Annotated in this window: 22 protein-coding genes, 4 tRNA genes and 1 riboswitch; of the genes, 5 read left to right on the top strand and 21 right to left on the bottom strand. The window is 42.2% G+C overall.

The features are described 5' to 3' along the window. Positions 1 to 7: 7 nt before the first annotated feature. The 5 genes from AC6CHI_RS05710 to rpoD all read right to left on the bottom strand — a co-directional run bounded on the left by AC6CHI_RS05710 (position 8) and on the right by rpoD (position 4892). On the bottom strand, positions 8 to 1192 hold the full coding sequence (locus AC6CHI_RS05710; protein WP_498119957.1) for an iron-containing alcohol dehydrogenase: 1185 nt from the start codon (positions 1190 to 1192) through the stop codon (positions 8 to 10). 1 nt (position 1193) lies between these two features. Next, positions 1194 to 1727 (bottom strand): hypothetical protein, encoded by a 534-nt coding sequence (locus tag AC6CHI_RS05705; protein WP_498119955.1) that lies wholly within the window; start codon positions 1725 to 1727, stop codon positions 1194 to 1196. Between the two features lie 81 nt (positions 1728 to 1808). Beyond that, on the bottom strand, positions 1809 to 2471 hold the full coding sequence (gene lipB, locus AC6CHI_RS05700; RefSeq protein ID WP_498119953.1) for a lipoyl(octanoyl) transferase LipB: 663 nt from the start codon (positions 2469 to 2471) through the stop codon (positions 1809 to 1811). Positions 2472 to 2606: 135 nt separating this feature from the next. Beyond that, complete coding sequence (locus AC6CHI_RS05695; protein WP_498119952.1) at positions 2607 to 2894, bottom strand: YbeD family protein; 288 nt, start codon at positions 2892 to 2894, stop codon at positions 2607 to 2609. Positions 2895 to 3005: 111 nt separating this feature from the next. Beyond that, positions 3006 to 4892, bottom strand: a complete 1887-nt coding sequence (gene rpoD, locus AC6CHI_RS05690) for an RNA polymerase sigma factor RpoD (protein WP_498119950.1) — start codon at positions 4890 to 4892, stop codon at positions 3006 to 3008. Positions 4893 to 5310: 418 nt separating this feature from the next. On the opposite strand from rpoD, the gene AC6CHI_RS05685 reads away from it, so the two are divergent. Together AC6CHI_RS05685 and AC6CHI_RS05680 are read left to right on the top strand one after the other, a co-directional pair. Further along, a complete protein-coding gene (locus tag AC6CHI_RS05685) occupies positions 5311 to 5520 on the top strand; it encodes a PA3496 family putative envelope integrity protein (protein ID WP_016165788.1) in 210 nt (69 codons plus the stop codon). Between the two features lie 68 nt (positions 5521 to 5588). Continuing rightward, positions 5589 to 6113: a YecA/YgfB family protein gene (locus AC6CHI_RS05680; RefSeq protein ID WP_458891216.1), complete on the top strand. Its 525-nt coding sequence runs from the start codon at positions 5589 to 5591 to the stop codon at positions 6111 to 6113. Positions 6114 to 6234: 121 nt separating this feature from the next. Here AC6CHI_RS05680 and AC6CHI_RS05675 read toward each other — a convergent pair whose 3' ends face one another. Next, positions 6235 to 6837, bottom strand: a complete 603-nt coding sequence (locus tag AC6CHI_RS05675) for a LysE family translocator (protein ID WP_498119948.1) — start codon at positions 6835 to 6837, stop codon at positions 6235 to 6237. 103 nt (positions 6838 to 6940) lie between these two features. Between AC6CHI_RS05675 and AC6CHI_RS05670 the strand changes: the two genes are divergently transcribed. Beyond that, positions 6941 to 7819, top strand: coding sequence for a LysR family transcriptional regulator (locus AC6CHI_RS05670; protein WP_498119947.1), 879 nt, complete (start codon positions 6941 to 6943; stop codon positions 7817 to 7819). Between the two features lie 12 nt (positions 7820 to 7831). On the opposite strand, the gene AC6CHI_RS05665 is transcribed toward AC6CHI_RS05670, so the two are convergent. From AC6CHI_RS05665 to trhO, 3 genes are all read right to left on the bottom strand, one after another. Further along, positions 7832 to 8260 carry an ABZJ_00895 family protein gene (locus AC6CHI_RS05665; protein ID WP_498119946.1) on the bottom strand — a complete coding sequence of 143 codons (429 nt, stop codon included), beginning with the start codon at positions 8258 to 8260 and terminating at the stop codon, positions 7832 to 7834. 22 nt (positions 8261 to 8282) lie between these two features. Then, positions 8283 to 8906 carry a DedA family protein gene (locus tag AC6CHI_RS05660; RefSeq protein WP_498120069.1) on the bottom strand — a complete coding sequence of 208 codons (624 nt, stop codon included), beginning with the start codon at positions 8904 to 8906 and terminating at the stop codon, positions 8283 to 8285. Between the two features lie 136 nt (positions 8907 to 9042). Then, the gene (trhO, locus tag AC6CHI_RS05655) at positions 9043 to 9975 is read right to left on the bottom strand and encodes an oxygen-dependent tRNA uridine(34) hydroxylase TrhO (protein ID WP_458891219.1); all 933 of its coding nucleotides are present in this window, start codon (positions 9973 to 9975) and stop codon (positions 9043 to 9045) included. Positions 9976 to 10179: 204 nt separating this feature from the next. On the opposite strand from trhO, the gene AC6CHI_RS05650 reads away from it, so the two are divergent. Then, positions 10180 to 10665, top strand: a complete 486-nt coding sequence (locus AC6CHI_RS05650) for a DUF1289 domain-containing protein (protein ID WP_458891220.1) — start codon at positions 10180 to 10182, stop codon at positions 10663 to 10665. Positions 10666 to 10710: 45 nt separating this feature from the next. Beyond that, positions 10711 to 11322, top strand: a complete 612-nt coding sequence (locus tag AC6CHI_RS05645) for a LysE family translocator (protein ID WP_498119944.1) — start codon at positions 10711 to 10713, stop codon at positions 11320 to 11322. A 60-nt stretch (positions 11323 to 11382) separates the two neighbouring features. Here AC6CHI_RS05645 and ribB read toward each other — a convergent pair whose 3' ends face one another. From ribB to AC6CHI_RS05585, 12 genes are all read right to left on the bottom strand, one after another. After that, the gene (gene ribB, locus AC6CHI_RS05640) at positions 11383 to 12042 is read right to left on the bottom strand and encodes a 3,4-dihydroxy-2-butanone-4-phosphate synthase (RefSeq protein ID WP_498119942.1); all 660 of its coding nucleotides are present in this window, start codon (positions 12040 to 12042) and stop codon (positions 11383 to 11385) included. Positions 12043 to 12152: 110 nt separating this feature from the next. Beyond that, positions 12153 to 12315, bottom strand: a riboswitch (FMN riboswitch). A 199-nt stretch (positions 12316 to 12514) separates the two neighbouring features. Next, positions 12515 to 12895: an aspartate 1-decarboxylase gene (panD, locus tag AC6CHI_RS05635; protein WP_004990637.1), complete on the bottom strand. Its 381-nt coding sequence runs from the start codon at positions 12893 to 12895 to the stop codon at positions 12515 to 12517. A gap of 144 nt (positions 12896 to 13039) precedes the next feature. Continuing rightward, on the bottom strand, positions 13040 to 13621 hold the full coding sequence (gene pth / locus AC6CHI_RS05630; protein WP_458891226.1) for an aminoacyl-tRNA hydrolase: 582 nt from the start codon (positions 13619 to 13621) through the stop codon (positions 13040 to 13042). Between the two features lie 20 nt (positions 13622 to 13641). Continuing rightward, positions 13642 to 13938, bottom strand: a complete 297-nt coding sequence (gene rplY, locus AC6CHI_RS05625) for a 50S ribosomal protein L25 (RefSeq protein WP_241628088.1) — start codon at positions 13936 to 13938, stop codon at positions 13642 to 13644. A gap of 100 nt (positions 13939 to 14038) precedes the next feature. Continuing rightward, positions 14039 to 14992: a ribose-phosphate pyrophosphokinase gene (locus AC6CHI_RS05620; RefSeq protein ID WP_016165799.1), complete on the bottom strand. Its 954-nt coding sequence runs from the start codon at positions 14990 to 14992 to the stop codon at positions 14039 to 14041. A gap of 36 nt (positions 14993 to 15028) precedes the next feature. Beyond that, a tRNA-Gln gene (locus AC6CHI_RS05615) sits at positions 15029 to 15103 on the bottom strand. Between the two features lie 92 nt (positions 15104 to 15195). Continuing rightward, positions 15196 to 15270: transfer RNA gene (locus AC6CHI_RS05610), tRNA-Gln, on the bottom strand. A gap of 16 nt (positions 15271 to 15286) precedes the next feature. Then, positions 15287 to 15361 (bottom strand) — tRNA-Gln (locus AC6CHI_RS05605). Between the two features lie 25 nt (positions 15362 to 15386). Continuing rightward, positions 15387 to 15461, bottom strand: a tRNA-Gln gene (locus tag AC6CHI_RS05600). Then, complete coding sequence (gene ispE, locus AC6CHI_RS05595; protein WP_498119939.1) at positions 15460 to 16290, bottom strand: 4-(cytidine 5'-diphospho)-2-C-methyl-D-erythritol kinase; 831 nt, start codon at positions 16288 to 16290, stop codon at positions 15460 to 15462. Before ispE ends, AC6CHI_RS05600 begins: the two co-directional genes overlap by 2 nt. Positions 16291 to 16301: 11 nt before the next feature. Further along, complete coding sequence (lolB, locus tag AC6CHI_RS05590; RefSeq protein ID WP_498119938.1) at positions 16302 to 16883, bottom strand: lipoprotein insertase outer membrane protein LolB; 582 nt, start codon at positions 16881 to 16883, stop codon at positions 16302 to 16304. Positions 16884 to 16892: 9 nt separating this feature from the next. Further along, the gene (locus AC6CHI_RS05585; RefSeq protein ID WP_498119936.1) at positions 16893 to 18605 is read right to left on the bottom strand and encodes a tetratricopeptide repeat protein; all 1713 of its coding nucleotides are present in this window, start codon (positions 18603 to 18605) and stop codon (positions 16893 to 16895) included. Positions 18606 to 18681 lie beyond the last annotated feature (76 nt).

Raw genomic sequence — 18681 nt, 5'->3', positions numbered from 1 at the left:
CGCTGTTTTACCAAGCTTTTTGCAGGATCGCTCGGAGGTCTTCAAGAGTCGCTTCTTTTGGATTGTAAATGATAGAACCATCATTCAGAGCTTTTTCTGCCACTTCATCCAGTTGTGCTTCAGTGACTTTTCCGGTTTCTTGAAGCGTTCTTGGGAGTTTGGTTAAGCTGAACAAACGGTCACGCATGGCTTGAATGGTGTTAATGGCTTTTTCAGCACGCAGATGCGCAGGAGTTTGTGCATAGATATCTGCACCTGCTAAAGGGAGTAGCAAGTCAGCAATTTTGTCACCATTCACGTCTTTGTTGTATTGCAATACATATGGAAGGAACAGATTCATGCATAGTCCGTGGGGGAGATGGGCTACAGCACCCAAAGCATGTCCCAAAGAGTGCACCAAACCGACCATCGAGTTGGAAAATGCAATGCCTGCCATGGTAGACGCTTGAGCCAGTTCTAAACGGCCTTGCGCATCGTTGGGATTATCTAAGACATTAAACAAGTGACTACAGATTTTTTTAATTGCGGCAGTTGCATAGGCATCACTGATCGGATTGGCAGCCATACAGGTATAAGCTTCTACCGCATGCGTGAGTGCATCCATTGCCGTCATGGCAGTTAAATGCGGTGGTAAGGTTTGCGTCATACGTGGGTCTAGAATGGCCGCATGAGGCATCAAATAATAAGATGCAAAAGCCATTTTCACATTTTTGGCAGGATCAGATACCACTGCAACCATCGTAACTTCAGAGCCTGTTCCCGATGTAGTTGGAATCACAAAAAAAGGTTTTAATGGTTTAGGTAAATTGTGCGCACCAGAATATTGAAGTAAATCTTCACCACCTTCACTGACTAAAATATTGGTGGCTTTGGAGGTATCAATCACTGAACCACCACCTACTGCAATAATGGCATCACATTGGTTTTGACGGTACAGAGCAGCAGCTTGGCGAACCGTATCTAAACTTGAATCGGGTGGAACATCATCAAAAATACAGCCAATCACAGCATCTGTCGATTCAAAAGCAGCCTCAATTGGAGCCAGTAACTGGTTGCTACGCACGCCTTTGTCCGTGATGATCATCGGACGTTTTGCACCTAGGGTAGACAGTTCAAATGGAATGTGTTCTAACGCTGCATTGCCTGCAATAACTTTAACTGGACAAAAAAATTCGTAATAAGGCTTTGCCATGTTATGCACTCCGTTTGAAATATGATTGAGCCAATTTAAGATAGATATTGGCTGCGCCTGTCAGTTTTTCTTTTAGGCTAAGTTCGTGTGGATATTGTTTGACTGCGAGTTCGGCCAGTAATTTCGGTAAAATTAATGCTTCCATTTTATTTAAGCAGCGCACCAAGCGAATTGCATAGGACAGGTCACCATCGGCAATCATCCGATCATTAGCAAAAGCCTGTGCTGTACTTTCTTGAAATGAAAAAACCAGAAAAGCATGACTCAGATGCTTAAAGGTAATGGTCAGATCAGGTTTTTGCTCAGTATTATTTATGAGCACCAATTGATGGTCATCAGTGACTTGGGCAATAAACGCGGGTCCGCGCGGAAAAACATTCATGGATAAGATAAAATTGGCTGGAAATTTGGCAACTTCCTGTTTAATTTCATCATCCACCTGACTTGCCATGACTAAACCTCTGCCAATCACATCCATCATGAGTTTGACATAGGCAAGTTGTAAAGCAGGCTTTACTGATTTATTTAAAATCACTAGCTTATCCCTTTGTTTAGGAGTCTTTTATTTTATTTAGAGTAAATACTCTAATTTATTTTACTGGTAAAAGTAAAGTGCTTATTGTTGAACAATTTGGACTTTATTAAAGTACCCGCTGTTTTCTAAAGTTTCAATGATATCCGCACATATGTTTTCAAAATTTGGCGGATTTTGTAGGACAAGGTCATGAATACGCACCATCTCGAGTCCAGCATAACCACAAGGATTAATGGTGTGAAAACCAGTCAAATCACAATCAATATTTAAGGCGAGCCCGTGATAACTGCGTCCGCGGCGAATCTTAAAACCGAGTGAACCAATTTTACGATCATTCACATAAACCCCAGGTGCATCTGGTTTGGCATAAGCTTCTATGCCGTATTTTTTCAACAATTCGATCATCAAATTTTCGGCATAGGACACCAGCGTACGGACATTCCAGCCTAAACGGTTTAAGTCAAACATAAAGTAAGCCACCAACTGACCCGGTCCATGCCAAGTGACTTGCCCCCCACGATCGCTTTGCACCACAGGAATATTAGATGGAATTAGAATGTGTTCTGGTTTGCCAGCTTGTCCTTGGGTGAGCACATCGGGATGTTGTAACAACCAAAGTTCATCGGGTGTTTCCGCATGACGTTGTTCAGTGAACTGCTTCATTTCCTGAAAACGGTCTGCATAAGGCGTTAGCTGATTAAATTGGCGAATGATTAGAGTAGGTTTTAGAACAGGATCAGTCACGTTTGCAGCGTCCTTATCAAGATTTGCAATTACTGGAAATTATAAGCTCAGCAGCGCAAGATAGGGGAGTTATTCTTAAACGGGGCGGTAGAATTGGCATAAAAAAACACGCTTGATTGCGTGTTTTTTAGGAATTTAGAGCGCGGTCTTAATTAATGGACAAGCGGCTAAATCTGCGTAAAGTGCATGGACTTGTTCAAGTTCTTCGAAACGGAGTTGAGCCGTCAGAGAATGGTATTTCCCTGTACGTGATGGTTGAATACGCAAGCTTTCGTCATCAAACTCTGGAAAATGTTTTACCAAAATTTCAACGACTGCAATGCGTAACTCATCACCTGCTGCCCCAATGAGTTTAATTGGGTAATCCATTGGGAAAACCCAAAGATGTTCTTGAAGTTCGCGAGATGGTGTACGGTCTAACATTGTAGCGCCCTTATTTCAAACGCCTGCGGGAGAGCAGGCGTTGTGTTTCACATAGATACAAGATGGAGGCGCTTGCTTGTTTTTCAAGGCCTCTATCCGTGTCATACGGTCTTAGTCATTTTCAAGGAATGAACGTAAATGTTCAGAACGAGAAGGATGACGTAATTTACGTAAAGCTTTGGCTTCAATCTGACGAATACGTTCACGTGTTACATCAAACTGTTTACCCACTTCTTCCAAAGTGTGATCCGTTGGCATATCAATACCAAAACGCATTTTTAAGACTTTTGCTTCACGCTCAGTTAAGTTTTCAAGGACTTCACGAGTCGCTTCTTTTAAGCCTTCTGAAGTTGCCGCATCCACTGGAGAGGTGATGTTGCTGTCTTCAATGAAGTCACCCAAATGCGAATCTTCATCATCACCAATTGGCGTTTCCATAGAAATCGGTTCTTTGGCAATTTTAAGCACTTTGCGGACCTTAACTTCGTCCATTTCCAGACGTTCGCCTAATTCTTCTGGAGTCGGCTCACGGCCCATTTCCTGAAGAAGTTGACGTGATACACGGTTGATCTTGTTAATGGTTTCGATCATGTGTACTGGAATACGGATGGTACGTGCTTGGTCTGCAATCGAACGGGTGATCGCCTGACGAATCCACCAGGTTGCATAGGTTGAGAACTTATAACCACGACGGTATTCAAACTTGTCGACCGCTTTCATCAAGCCGATGTTACCTTCTTGAATCAAGTCCAAGAATTGTAAGCCACGGTTGGTGTATTTTTTCGCAATCGAAATTACCAAACGCAAGTTGGCTTCAACCATTTCTTTTTTCGCACGACGTGCTTTCGCTTCGCCCACGGCCATACGTTTAGAAATGTCTTTAATGTCTTTAACATTCAAGCCCAATTCTTTTTCGATATCGGCAATTTTTTGCTGGAATGCGAGTACGTCTGGACGAACTTTTTCCAAATGTGCTTTGTGCTCAGCAGGTGCTTTCGCGATTTGTTCGTCTAACCAAGCTGGGTTTGATTCTTGACCTGGGAACGAGGTACGGAATTGCGTACGATCCATACGACCACGACGGACTGCATAACGCATCACTTCACGTTCAGAGGTACGAATTTGTTCGTGTGTGCCACGGATCATTTCAGAGATGATGTCAAATAAACGCGGGGTAAATTTAAACATCATAAACACAGTAGCAAGTGCTTCAAGCGAAGCTTTCGCTTCTTCACTGTTGCGACCATGTTTAGCAATTACAGATTTGGTTTCATTCCAAGCTGCTTCTAACTCTTCAAAACGAACTTTTGCCACTTCTGGGTCAGGGCCTGAATCACCTTCAGAGTCATCATCACCTTCAGATTCTTCATCTTCGTCATCATCATCCAATTTAACGTCTTTAGTTGACTTGGTTGATGCTTCTTCCTCTTCTTCCAGCTCGGATACTTCTTCCAGAACTTCTGGAATTTCATCATCAGTTTCAGGGTCTAAATAACCTGATAAAATATCAGCTAGACGGCGTTCGCCTTCTAGATAATCATTATATTCTTGTAAAACGACTTCAACTGCATTTGGCCAGTAGGCAATAGAATGCAGGACATCACGAATACCTTCTTCAATCCGTTTCGCAATGCTAATCTCACCCTCACGGGTTAAAAGCTCAACCGTACCCATTTCACGCATGTACATACGTACAGGATCGGTAGTACGACCAGGTTCGTTTTCTACAGAGGCAAGAACGGCAGCAGCTTCTTCTTCAGCAACCTCATCCGCAGCTTCTGCATTGTCTTCGAACATGGTATCGTCAGATTCAGGTGCACGTTCGTGAACTGGAATACCGACGTCTTGAAGCATTTGAATAATGTCTTCAATCTGTTCGCTTTCAGTGATCGAGTCTGGGAGATGATCGTTAACCTCAGCATAAGTTAAGTAACCTTGCTCTTTGCCTCGGCTAATCAGAGCCGCTACTTGCGAAGTAGGGGAAGTCATATCGCTCATCTTTGCTTACTCTTGGTTGAATCTGTAATTGTGAAAAACCGCGCTAGATAGCTCAGTTCGCTTCATAAATTTAATCTGTAAATTGCAATGTATCTCATCAGGAATAATCAGCTTATAAGCCGCCTGATAAAATATTAAATGTAAATTCAGTGATAAAGATGGGGGTGAAATTGTTATTTTCAAGTTCATCCCTCACGCTTGTCAGTTTAAAATCCAAATCAAAATTTTTGGATTTGATATTAAAAATACCGAAAAACAGAAAGACGCAAGGTGGATTATATCATGCCATAAAAAATGGTTAAAAATAAAGACTAAAATTCAAATTAAATGGGATAAATTTAAATAAATCTTGACAAGGATTCTGAAGCAGGATAAATAGCGCCTAGACCCATTATATTTTTATTCTGAGGTAGTTTGAGTGTCTTCAACAGATTTTGAATTAGATGATAACTACGGTGATGATGACGTCAATTTTGACGAGGCATCAGGAAAGATTAGCGCAAAAGAGTCGCTGGAAAAACGTCGATTAATCGATGATTTACTCGCACAACGCCGTTTAGAGCGCGAGTTAAAAGATTTTGATTATGATATAGACGATGACGACGACTTTGATGATGAAGATGATTGATACACACGATGAGAATCGTGCGTTGAAAGTGTTATGCTACGTCTTACAATTTTAAGCTTGGATATGAAATGAGTGCTTTAGATTTAGACCTTTTGAGTGAATATCTAGATGGTGACCAAAATGAGTATGGTCTAGATTTTGCAGCGACTCATGGTTTTTTATGTGCAATTGCTGTTGGTCCGCAATTTGATGGTTGGTTAGATGAACTTTTTGAAAGCAATCAGAAAAAAGTTCCTGCCGAGATTATTGCACAAGTGAAATCTTGGTTAGACAGTATTCGTCAGAATTTGGCCAATGAGGAAGGGATTGAGTTTCCTTTCGAGATTGAAGAAGCCGATGTGGAATCAAGCCTAGGTGACTGGAGTGTCGGTTTTGTTGATGCGATGTTCTTAAATGAAGAGGCATGGTTTGCCCCTGAATATGAAGAGCAATTGGTTGACCTGACTTTACCGATCATGGTGTTTAGTGGCATTGATGAAGAAGATCCGCAAATGGAATCTTTCCGTCGCAACGGTCAGTTGATGGATGAGTTAGCTGAAGAAATTCCAGACAATTTAAATGAATTATATTTGATGTATCACACCCCAGCGTAAAGCTTATTTTTGCTATTATGGATGGCAGGTAGGATTCATCGAAAAATAAAAAACGTCCTTAGCGGACGTTTTTTTATTGCAAAATTTCATAATTGAGCTTCTCTAGCTCAATTATTTTGGATTAGTGAACAAGCAATAAACTCAGACCTAAACAACTCAGGATACTGCCAATTAAACAGTTAATAGTCATTTGTTGCTGTAAGATTTTATTTCTAATGGTAGGCGTGGAACAAAATAAGGAAATGAGCATAAACCAAAAGAGGTGGCTAACAGAGATAAAAACTCCGTATCCAATTAAGGTTGGCATATGATTTTGGTTTGAGAGTAGTTGTGTGAAGATGCTCATTACAAACAGGGTAGTTTTTGGATTTAAGCTATTGGTGAAAAAACCTTGTCTGAATGCTTGCCAGCGCTGAGCTGCGTTCGATGCTGTCCGTTCAACAATAGGATGTTGTGTAAAGGTTTTATAGCCGATATACATCAAATAAAGTGCACCGACATATTGAATAACATCGAGAAGATTAGGCATATGATGTTTTAGAAAACTCAGACCTAACAGGCTATAGCCAATGTGTATCCATACAGCGCTGGCGATACCACAAGCCGAATAGATACCACTTTGGCGACCATATAAATAACTATTACGGCTGACAAGAGCAAAGTCAGCCCCAGGGCTGATGACAGCTAGTAATGTGATGATCGAAATCGCTATTATTTCATTCACTCATAGATCCTTATTTGAATCGAACTAAAGGATTTATATATTTTTCATATATTTGCTATATTTAAAATCGACTTTATTTCGTGTAAAAGGATGAGTTTTTGGAATGATTGAGCGATGGTCATTGAATTCCCTTAAGTTTTTTTATTATATCGCACGCTATGAGAGTGTAACCGTTGCTGCGGAAAAGTTATGTGTGACGCAAAGTGCTGTGAGTAAACAATTAAAAAACTTAGAAGAGTTGCTGGGCTGTAATTTATTTATTCGGGAAGGAAAAAAGCTGCAACTGACGAGTGCTGGTACAGTATTGTTGGATTGCTGTGAGCAAGTATTTCCGAAAATTGATCAGTGCTTACAACAGCTCAATCAATCAAGCCATTGCAATAGAGCCTTAATTTTGTCTTGTGAGCCAACGATTGCCATGAAATGGCTGATTCCTCGTCTGGTTCAGTTTAAACAGCGCTATCCTGAGATTGAGATCAGTTTATTAACCGCTGGGGGAGTCGCTGATTTTAATGCTCAGCATATTGATTTAGCGCTTAGACGCAATGATTTTGATTGGGGCAAAGCGCTTTATAGCGAAAAATTAGCCGATGAATATATGGTGTGCGTGTCACGGCAAAATCAGATTGATCCGTTGCAACCGCTGTTTATTTCTAGTTCTCGACCTAAAATGTGGTCGCAATTAAAAGAGCGTTATAAAACACAATTTCACACCTTCGAAAAAGTATCTTTGGAACACTTTTATTTGTGCATAGAAGCCTGTTTAGCAGGTTTAGGGGCAACCGTGGTATCAGCATATATGGTTGAAAAGGAATTTGATTTTCAAATGCTTCACAGACTGACACCAGCCATTCCCGATGGCTCGGCCTATTATTTACTTTCAGCTTCACCTTTTGACGATGATCCACGCAAAGTGATTTTTCAGCAGTGGCTCACCGAAGAAATGCATGCGAGCCAATCCAAACTTAGCATGCTGAAATAATGTAAACATCGGTTATGCAGAGGGCTGTTGTTTCAGCTTTTGAAAACGATAAGTGGCATACCAACCATAGGCGAAATGGAAAATTGCACCATGAATCGCAATTAGGCAGAGCATGATCACGGCTGCAAGACCCAGTCCAGCTTCATCGGCTGCTTTTAAAATTTGTTCGGCCTGCGGATTCATGAGAACCAAAAAGAATACAAAGAAACTAGCAATCATAACGGCAACGGCACTACAGCCCCAGACCAATTGAATTTTTTCATCATTGCTCGGTAAACGTTGTTCCTTTTTGACAAAATGTCCTGCACTGATGAGTGCGGATGCAATCAGTGCAGGAATCAGCGTAATCCCACTGAACTGGAGTCCAAAGATCAAGACTGCAACCAAAAGCACCAAGGCAATGCTATAGACGGCAGCAAAATGTTTTAAATAATGGGTCATGCAAATTCCTCAATAGATTTGCTTAATCGGTAGAAGATCGTGATTTTCGCTGATGTCGTCGGTAGAAAATCCATAACAGAATTAAAATCACAACCCCGATCATCACATAGCCAACTTGGCTGAAAATTTGATGCATTAAGACTTGGTTCTCACCAAAATAAAAACCGACGCAGGCCAAAAAAGTGGTCCAAATGATGGTGCCCAAACTGCTATAAAACATAAACTTCCAAAACGGCATATGACTCATGCCGGCAGGAATACTAATCAGGGAACGCACCGCGGGCACCATGCGCCCAAAAAATACGATCCGATGCCCATAATGCTCGAACCAGTCCAGTGCTGTTTTTACATCTGCCGATTTAATAAAAAAATATTTGCCGTATCGGTCGACAAAACGAAAAATAGCATCGTGGTTAAATTTATAGCCGACCCAATACAGTACGGCAGCGGCAATTAAAGAGCCGATACACCCTGCAATAATGACCCCAAAGAGTACAAGTTCGCCTTGTGAGGCGGAGTAACCTGCAGAGGGCATAATAATTTCGGAAGGAACCGGCGGAAAAACATTGTCCAAAAACATCAGTAGGGCAATGCCGAGATAGCTCAATTGCTCCATAATGGAGATAATCCAGTCTGTCAGGTTCATAGACATTTATGAAAGTGAAAGATCATTTATCCTAGTGGGATTTGAAAGTAGGGTAAAGCATTGTTTTGTATTTGTTTGCTATGATCTTGCCATGTAAAAAAGCCTCCACAGGGGAGGCTTTTTTCAATAGACACAATTACAGGCGTTTGCGTTTTGCTGCTGCAATTTGAGATTGACGCATACGGAAACCATCTTTTTGCTTCTCAGTGGTTTTGTCTACGCAATATTTGCACGACACACCATGTTCATAGCTTGGTTCTTCTACTTCAGTAGGAAGCAATGGCCAACCGCAGGCGTGACACTTAATGTTTTGACCTTCTTCTACACCGTGAGTCACGGCAGTACGACCATCAAAGACAAAGCATTCACCTTCCCACAGGCTTTCTTCGGCTGGTGTTTCTTCGAGGTATTTTAAAATACCACCTTTCAAGTGATACACTTCCTCAAAGCCTTCTTGTAAAAGCAAAGAGGTCGATTTTTCACAACGGATACCGCCTGTACAGAACATGGCGATTTTTTTATCTTTATGTTCAGCAAGGTTTTGTTTTACGTATTCAGGAAACTCGCGAAAAGTTTCTGTTTTCGGGTCAATCGCACCCTTAAAAGTCCCTGCTTTGTATTCGTAGTCATTACGCGTGTCGACTAGAATCACATCATCACGAGCAATCAGTTCGTTCCATTCTTTTGGATCGAGATAGTGACCGACTAAATCACGCGGTTTAACTTCAACACCGAGCGTTACGATTTCTTTTTTAAGTTTAATTTTCATTTTGCGGAATGGTTTATCAGAGCTATGCGACTCTTTATATTCCATTGCGTGAAAACCTTCGTTTAACAGGAATTGACGAACTGCATCAACAGCTGCACGGTCACCGGCAACCGTACCGTTTATTCCTTCACCCGCCACAATTAGAGTACCACACAGGTTGATAGAATTTACCAAGTCTAAAAGACGTTGTTGCAGATCAGCAGGATCCTGAACTTCTTTGAATTGATAAAGTGCGGCAACAACCCAACCAGAGGTCGCTTGCTGTTCTACAGGTGCAAGCTGTTCTACAGTAGCGTTCATGGAGTACTCCAAATATAAACGAAGGATAAAATTTAAGGCGCGTATTTTAGCGCGAATTGCTGTAATAAGCGAGAAAACCCATCAAGAATTATGGTTTTTTAATGTGGTCAGAAAAGGTATTATGCTGGCATGGTTTTTAATGGCTGTTAAAAAACCTTTATGACTGTTTTTAAGATTGTATCTTACTGATTTCAGGAGCTTATTTTGAGTAATGATCGTCGGATTGCTTCACTTACGCCTTGTGCTGGGCGTTGTTCAACGGTCTTTGGTGATGCAGTTTGTCGGGGGTGTCGTCGTTTTAATCATGAAGTGATTAAGTGGAATACTTACACGGCACAACAACAACATGCAGTTTGGCTGCGATTAGATGCTCAACTGGATCAGATATTAGTTCCAATGTTGCCCTTTGCTGATTTACGTCATGTGGAAGGCTTTGTGTTGTCCAAGCGTGTGCGGTTACGACCAGATGCTTCGAAAGGGCGCAAGTTATATCATGCCCTCAAAATTTGCGAAAAGAATAAAAACTTCACCCATCAAAGTGGCTTGGGTATAGCAGAGCAGCAAGTGAAACCCTTGTGGCAAGAATTTGAACGTCGTGTTTTGGCCTTGGCGACGGCCAGTTATGATTTGGCATTTTTACGTGCAGATGGGATTAGCCATAGCTTATTACGTGAATCCGAGGGTGATTAAAGGATTGTTTTCAACTGAATACGGACTAAAAGAAAGTTAGAACTTGTGAATTATATTGAATACTTTTTATATTGTTTTGCGGTCATTGTGATGATTGCAACCCCAGGTCCAGTGATGTTGCTGGTGGCGAGTGCGGGCTTAAAAGGGGGCTATCGACGTGCACTGCAAACCATTTTTGGTACCAATCTGGCATCTCTGATTTTAATTGCAGCCTCTGTTGCCATTTTAAAGGGTTTCCTGACCGTGAGTGAGCAATGGTTCAATGCGGTGAAGATTTTAGGCTGTCTGTATATTGTTTATTTGGGTATCCAAATTTTAAGAGAAGTTTGGCAGGGTGAGGTTGGTGCTGAGAATACGTCAGGCACGGTTGAGAATGGTGGATTTAAGCAGGGTTTTCTTGTCGCCATTTCAAACCCTAAAGATATTATTTTCTTTGCTTCCTTCTTCCCACAATTTGTACAGATTACGCCAAATTTGAATTTGAGTTTAAGTATTCTGACCGTCAGTTGGATTGCACTCGATTTTGCGACACTGTCTTGTGTGTATTTGATGTTTAACCGCTTTTCACGCTCTAAGCTGTATCAGCATTTGTTAGCTTGTTGTGGTGGAATTTTAATTGTCGTGGCACTCTACGGAATTTATGCGACTGTCTTCTAATTCGGACTTTTCAATCTATAAACATTGCTGTCCCAATGTGAAAATTGGGACAGCTTTTTTTTAGACTTGATGAGCTAAGCGATATTGCACCAGTTCCTCAATGGTAATCAGCGTAAGCTGGTGCGTTTCTGCATATGCCAGAACTTGAATACCCGAAGCCATAGTTCCATCGGGATTGGTTAATTCACACAAAACACCAGCGGGTTTAAGCCCAGCTAAACGAGCGAGGTCGATGGTGCCTTCAGTATGACCTCGGCGACTAAGTACGCCACCATCTCGTGCTCGCAAGGGGAACACATGGCCAGGGCGATTTAAATCACGAGCAACTGCACCGGTACGGGTAGCTGCTTGAATGGTGGTTACACGGTCTTGTGCTGAAACCCCAGTTGTTACCCCTTGAGCCGCTTCAATGGTCACGGTAAAAGCAGTTTTAAACTGGCTAGAGTTATCGCTCACCATCGGTGGTAGTTCTAAATGGTCGGCAAGCTCATTGGTGAGACATAGGCATACAATGCCCGAGCCATCACGAATCATGCGTGCCATGGTGGCAACTGTTAAAGTCTCAGCCGCAATAATTAAATCGGCCTCATTTTCACGATCAAAATCATCCATGACCAAGACTGGTTTGCCTTGGCGGATATCGGCTAAAGCTTGTTGGATACGCTGTTCGGCAGGAGGTAGAGCTGAAAAAAAGATTTCAGGTTGAATTAAGCTAGACATTGAAACGCTCTCGTAAGTGGATTATACGCTTGAACATTTCAGGACATTTGAAAATAGGCTCGTAACAAAGCACTCTAATGGACTTTAGCCATCAAGAGTAGGTTTGCTAACGTCGTCTTCTTTCATCCGGACTATACCGTCGGCTTTGGCATTGAACCAAATCTGCATGTCATGAATAAACATTCTATGCTCGTGGGCTGAATCAGACAGTATTGGGAATACTATGACTGAAATTACCACCGGTGGGGAATTGCGCCCCGCCCTGAAGCGATGTAGGTGGATTATAAACTGATTTTTAAAAAATGTGATCTTTCATGTAATGACAGCATTATCTGTATTTCTGAAAATCATTTGAGAAAATCAGCTATGGATTCAAGCAAGCAGAGAAAGGAATCATGAGAAGGGGAGCTTAGAGAATTTTATCTTTTCACAGTAATAAAAAAGCTCGCAATCTGCGAGCTTTTTAAACATCTTATGCCACTTGTACAGGAATACAGTTTGCCGTGTGATTTACGGTATTGTCTGGGTTCGCGTAGACTAAACGTGGTTTGTGTGCGTTGGCTTCAGCTTCGGTAAAGTCACCGAAAGTTGCAATGATGACTAGATCACCAACATCAGCTTGGTGGGCAGCACCACCGTTCACAGAGATAATGCCAGAATTATCTTCACCGCGAATCGCATAGGTTGCGAAACGTTTACCGTTGGTAACGTTCCAAACATGGATTTCTTCATATTCACGAATGCCAGCTAAATCCATTAACACACCATCAATTGCACATGAACCTTCATAATGAAGTTCTGCATGTGTAACAACAGCGCGGTGAATTTTGCATTTTAATAAACGAGATAGCATGGCGAGCGTCTCCTGAGTGGACCTAAGACCGTTATCTTATGGTTAAATCAATCGCTTCTTACTGGATGAGTAATCGGCAAAAAACGCATTTTGCTCTGAAATGAGCAACATGGCAAGAAGGATTGTTCAACAATTCAAATAAATTCAGTTGGGTTTATAAGCATTGATTTGATTCATTGCTTGCTGGATATCACCATTCACGAGTAACTTGAGTCGTGAAAGTGCATGGTCAATTGCATCATCCATTAACCCTTGTTCACTGCTTGGCGCTTTGCTAAGCACATGCCCAGAGACACGTTCTTTTGAACCAGGATGACCAATACCAATACGCAGACGATGAAAATTCGGACCCAGATGTGGAACAATGTCACGTAGTCCATTATGACCACCATGACCGCCGCCTGTTTTCAGGCGAATCACACCAGGATTCATATCAAGCTCATCATGGGCAATTAACATTGCTTCAGGTGCAACTTGATAAAATTTGCAGAAGGGAACAACACTTTTGCCTGAAAGGTTCATAAAGGTTGTTGGTATAAGCAGACGGACGTCTTGACCTTCGATATTACCGCGACCGCTAATTCCATGGAACTTAGGATCGGCTTTTAATGTAATGCCATATTTGTCTGCAATGCGTTCTACAAACCAGAAGCCTGCATTATGGCGGGTTTGGGCGTATTCCTTTCCAGGATTGCCCAAACCAACAATTAGCGAAATATTTGACACTAATTTACACCATTCAACACTTATGCGCGTTTGAAGTCAGCGTGCATAGGAGTGTTTTTAGCTGGGTGACGTTGTAACGCTTGGATTTTAACGCTTTCAACTTTGTCACCAACTTTGATTTCAACAACTTCTTCAAAGAAAGCGTTGTTTTCTAAAGCTTTAACAAGCTCACGAAGTTCTAAAGTAACAGCTACAGGTTCAGCGCTGCCACCGTAGATGATTGCTGGAACTTGTGCAGCGTGACGAAGGCGGCGGCTCGCACCTTTCCCTTGGTTAGCTGCTTCACGTGCTTGTGCGTTTAATACGAAGTTTGCCATGATAGACATCCTTAATTTAAGTTTAAATAAACTAGATCTGCGACCGACCTAGTGAGACAAAGCCCTGCACTGGGCAGGGCTTTGGAATTTCAGCGCTATATTATAGATAACTATCAAACATTGCGCTAATAGATTCTTCGTTGTTAATACGACGAATTGTTTCAGCAACCATACTGGCAACCGAAACTTGGCGAATCTTACCAAGCTGTTGCGCTTCTTCAGACAATGGAATTGTATCTGTAACAACGAGTTCATCGATTACAGAGTTTTTCAAATTCTCAATGGCTTTGCCTGAAAGTACAGGGTGAGTTGCATAGGCAACAACACGGCGAGCACCAAATGTTTTCAGTGCATCAGCAGCTTTACATAAAGTGCCTGCTGTATCTACCATGTCATCAACAATGACACAGTCACGACCTTTCACATCACCAATCAAATGCATCACTTGTGATTCATTCGCTTTTTGACGACGTTTATCGATGATCGCAAGATCAATATCACCCATTTGTTTAGCAACAGCACGCGCACGAACTACACCACCAACGTCTGGAGAAACAACCATAAGGTTGTCATGAGACTGTTGACGTAAGTCAGCAAGCAATGCAGGAGTACCGTAGATGTTGTCTACAGGGATATCGAAGAAACCTTGGATTTGGTCTGCATGTAGGTCGATCATTACAACACGGTCAATTCCTACAGTAGTCAGCATATCTGCGACAACTTTTGCAGTGATTGGAACACGAGATGAACGAGGACGACGGTCTTGACGTGCATAACCGAAGTAAGGAATAACAGCAGTTATACGACCAGCACTTGCGCGACGCAATGCATCAGCCATCACTAAGATTTCCATCAGGTTATCGTTAGTTGGGGCACAAGTAGGTTGTACGATAAATACGTCTTTACCACGAACATTTTCAGTGATTTCAACAGCAATTTCACCATCAGAGAAGGTTGAAACTGATGCTGCACCTAAAGGAATGTGCAAATGGCTTACGACTTTTTGAGCGAATTGTGGATGAGCAGTTCCACTAAAAACGACAAGATTGGGCATGAAGCACCCTTGGCGGTTGGTGTGTTTGAAATGAGATGGCAGGGGCGGCTGGATTCGAACCAACGGATGGCGAGATCAAAACCCGCTGCCTTACCACTTGGCGACGCCCCTAATGCGGCAGAACTTTAATATTTTTGCGCGTTCATGTCAAGGAAAATTAACAAGAAGAAGCAAAGATGTGTTCTGTCTTTTAAACTTGAAATTGGCAGGGGCGGCTGGATTCGAACCAACGGATGGCGAGATCAAAACCCGCTGCCTTACCACTTGGCGACGCCCCTAAATTTGATGTGTATATGGCAGGGGCGGCTGGATTCGAACCAACGGATGGCGAGATCAAAACCCGCTGCCTTACCACTTGGCGACGCCCCTAATACATACATCTACAGGTGAAAATTGGCAGGGGCGGCTGGATTCGAACCAACGGATGGCGAGATCAAAACCCGCTGCCTTACCACTTGGCGACGCCCCTATTGAACTTGGAAATGACGTAATGGAGATTCATTTAAACTGTTTACCAAGTAAGCTTTACATGGTGCATATTTAAGAATTTCATCAACGTGCATCTCTGCAGTTACCTCAGTAAAAACACAAGCACCTGTACCTGTAAGCTTTGCAACACCGAACTGATCTAAATACTGCATCGCTTCATCGACTTCAGGATATAGACTTCTTGCCAGAGGTTCAAAGTTATTTCCAAAGTCAGATGGCTTTATCTGATAGGCGCAAAATTTAGATGGCTTCGTGTTTCTTGTCAACTTTTTTTGTGAAAAAAGTAGTTGAGTGCTGATAAAACAGTCAGGTTTTAGCACAATGAATCTTTTTTGAGCTAAATCTATGAATGTTAAGTGTTCTCCAATGCCTTCAGCCCATGCATTTTGTCCATGAACAAAAATAGGCACATCTGCACCGAGCTTCACACCCAACTCTGCAAGTTGTTCAATCGTTAATCCACACTGCCAGAGTTGGTTCACAACAATAAGGGTGGTGGCTGCATTTGACGATCCGCCTCCAAGTCCTGCACCCATGGGAATATTTTTTTCAATCCGAATTTTAAGTCCGGTCGGGTGCTGGGCAAACGGTTTTAACATTTGAGTGGCTTTGTAGATTAAGTTTTGCTCAAGGTCTACACTGCTTAACCCTTGAATTTGAATGTCAGTTTGCACCGTGGGTTCAAATTCTAGCCAGTCATATAAGTCGATGAGTTGAAAAATACTTTGCAACTCATGATAACCATTCTCACGGCGCCCCGTGATATGTAAAAACAAATTCAGTTTTGCAGGTGAAGGTACACGAATCATAGCCAGCCAAATTAACGGTTGTGAATCAACATTGTAATACGATTTTCTTTACCAGATTCAAGTTCTTGTTTCAGAACTAATTTATTTGGGAGCTGCGCAGTATTGTTATAGCTGAAATCGACTTGCCAACCATCCTCTATGATTTGCTGAGGGCGGTTTGCCGTATCTTTATTGATTTGAGCATGTAAGGTTGCTGGTCGGGCTTGTACCCAGTTAATTAAATGCGTAATCGGGGCTTGCCAACCGGTGGCTTGCTCCAGTAGCTCTTCGGGTGTTGCAGCTTGAATAAGTCCTGTTTTGGCGCTATTTAGGCTTACAGCACCAGGTTTACCTGTAATTTGCGTTTTGCCTACACCGAGAATGCCACTGAGTTCAATATCAAATTCTTGCTGTTGTTGCTGCCAAGTGAAAAAAGCACTGCCAGATTGTTGGGGGGTTCTGACCCCAATTTTACCTTGCAGATTAAAATTGTTCTGCTCTGACGCACTTGGGCTTTCAGCCGGAATTTGCGGTTGAGTAAATTGCTGACAGCCGCCAAGGGCAAAAACACTGCTGGTCAATAGAGTAAGACCGACTTTGGACAATACACGCATTAAAATGAATTAGCTCTTTTTCACTTGTTGAGGTAACAGTAACGAATTAAGTTGTTCCAATTGCGGATCATTTGGATGTTTTTGTTTTAATTGTTGTAACACCGCGCTAAATTCTGCAATTTTCCCTTGCATATACAAAGCCTTGGCATATCTCACGCCAATCGAGACACTATTGCTTAAGGTATAAGCTTTAGCAAGCACCTGTGCCGATGTTTCAAAATCATTCTGTAAATAGGTGATATAGCCCAAGGTATCTAAAATTGAAGCTTGATCTGGGGTGTATTCTAAGGCCAGTTCGACATAATGCCGAGCATCATCTAAACGTCGGTTTTGCAAGGCAAGTGTGTAGGCATAAGCATTGAGATAGGTTGGACTATTCGGTTCGATTTCCAGTAATCTGTTGAGTAACTGTTCCAACTTGGCCCGATCTTGAAAGGGATCGAGTAATAGCACTTCGGCATAAATTAGGTCAGGATCATCGGGCAGATTTTTAATGGCTTCATCCAATAAGCGACGTGCTGCTTTATTGTTGTTCATGCGCTTTAAAATATCGGCTTGCGCCTGATATAAAAAACTGGCGTGCTGCGGATAATTGACGCGCTCTTGGGTTAAAAAGCGCAAGGCATCTTGAAGTTTGTCTTGCTGCGCATAGATGTTAATCATGCTGCGTCTGGAAACAGGATAGAGGCTGCCATCCACCAAGCGGTAATAGGCTTTGGCTGTTTCAAAGTGCTGTTTGCGCTCTGCATTGACTGCCAGATAGTAATAGGCATCGTTTTGATACTGGGCGGAGTAGCGGAGTTCAACCAAATATTTTTCAGCATTTTCATACTGTTTTAAATCAATACTGGTTAAGCCAGCAAGAAATAAAGCTTCTTCCTGTTTTGGCCAGGTTTTTAAAATGCTATCGAGTTTTTTGAGTGCAGTTTCTGACTGGTTTAATTTAATCAGATATTTAGCTTCTGCAAGGCGAACCTCTAAATTATCGCGATGTTTGCGGCTCGATGTGCTGTACCATTTCAGGGTTTCTTCTGAGTTGCCCAAAGCATTCAGCAGATTCGCTTTCATCAGGATAAAGCCTGTAACCTTCGGGCGTTTACGTAATGCACGATTAATGGTGGTCAGTGCTTGTTCGAATTGACCGTTTTGTGCTTCTAGTCCTGCAATCAGCACCAGTACGGAAGGGTTATCTTTTTCTTTGCTCGCAGCTAAGGTCTTCAGGAGCACGTCACGATCGAGTTGCGATTCTGGGGAAATTCCGGCCAAAATTTGCTCTAGATCGGCATTCGGGTCGATATTTAAAATTTTATCCAGCATTTCTGCTGCCAGCTCATATTCATGTGCTTTTAGCGCAATGTGAGATAAATAAAATAAGGCAGGGACATCTTCTGGTTCTTGCACCACCCAATGGGTGGCAATATCCAGTGCAGCTTTTAAGTCATCCTGTTCAAGCGCAATGTTTAAGGCGCGTTGCTTGACCAGCGTGGAATTGCTGCGAATAGCCAAGACGGTATAGTTGTGCAAAGCGGTCGGGATGTCATGATAAGCCAAAGCGAATTCGGCTATCATACTTTGCTTTATGGCATTATTATTTGAATTTGCATGATAAACTGCCTCTGATGCTCTGACATGAGGAAGAGAAGCCATGCTACCAAGCAGTAAGAATGTGGTAGAATAGTGCTTTATCGTCGTGCCGTTCATACGGCTGTATGTTTGACGCAATTTTTCTTGATCCAAGTAATGCTTTTTATGACACCGATGTTGCACAATAGCATAAATTTAATGAATTGATGATCTG

Source organism: Acinetobacter sp. GQ146, assembly GCF_059758585.1.
The sequence above is the reverse complement of the archived record's forward strand: the minus strand, read 5'-3'. Positions and strand labels throughout refer to the sequence as shown.

Bases quoted from the DNA above. Each gene is read 5' to 3' on its own strand.
- AC6CHI_RS05710 (WP_498119957.1), bottom strand. From the start codon at position 1,192: ATGGCAAAGCCTTATTACGAATTTTTTTGTCCAGTTAAAGTTATTGCA.
- AC6CHI_RS05695 (WP_498119952.1), bottom strand. From the start codon at position 2,894: ATGTTAGACCGTACACCATCTCGCGAACTTCAAGAACATCTTTGGGTT.
- rpoD (WP_498119950.1), bottom strand. From the start codon at position 4,892: ATGAGCGATATGACTTCCCCTACTTCGCAAGTAGCGGCTCTGATTAGC.
- AC6CHI_RS05680 (WP_458891216.1), top strand. From the start codon at position 5,589: ATGAGTGCTTTAGATTTAGACCTTTTGAGTGAATATCTAGATGGTGAC.
- AC6CHI_RS05670 (WP_498119947.1), top strand. From the start codon at position 6,941: ATGATTGAGCGATGGTCATTGAATTCCCTTAAGTTTTTTTATTATATC.
- AC6CHI_RS05665 (WP_498119946.1), bottom strand. From the start codon at position 8,260: ATGACCCATTATTTAAAACATTTTGCTGCCGTCTATAGCATTGCCTTG.
- AC6CHI_RS05660 (WP_498120069.1), bottom strand. From the start codon at position 8,906: ATGAACCTGACAGACTGGATTATCTCCATTATGGAGCAATTGAGCTAT.
- trhO (WP_458891219.1), bottom strand. From the start codon at position 9,975: ATGAACGCTACTGTAGAACAGCTTGCACCTGTAGAACAGCAAGCGACC.
- ribB (WP_498119942.1), bottom strand. From the start codon at position 12,042: ATGTCTAGCTTAATTCAACCTGAAATCTTTTTTTCAGCTCTACCTCCT.
- panD (WP_004990637.1), bottom strand. From the start codon at position 12,895: ATGCTATCTCGTTTATTAAAATGCAAAATTCACCGCGCTGTTGTTACA.
- rplY (WP_241628088.1), bottom strand. From the start codon at position 13,938: ATGGCAAACTTCGTATTAAACGCACAAGCACGTGAAGCAGCTAACCAA.
- AC6CHI_RS05620 (WP_016165799.1), bottom strand. From the start codon at position 14,992: ATGCCCAATCTTGTCGTTTTTAGTGGAACTGCTCATCCACAATTCGCT.
- ispE (WP_498119939.1), bottom strand. From the start codon at position 16,290: ATGATTCGTGTACCTTCACCTGCAAAACTGAATTTGTTTTTACATATC.
- lolB (WP_498119938.1), bottom strand. From the start codon at position 16,883: ATGCGTGTATTGTCCAAAGTCGGTCTTACTCTATTGACCAGCAGTGTT.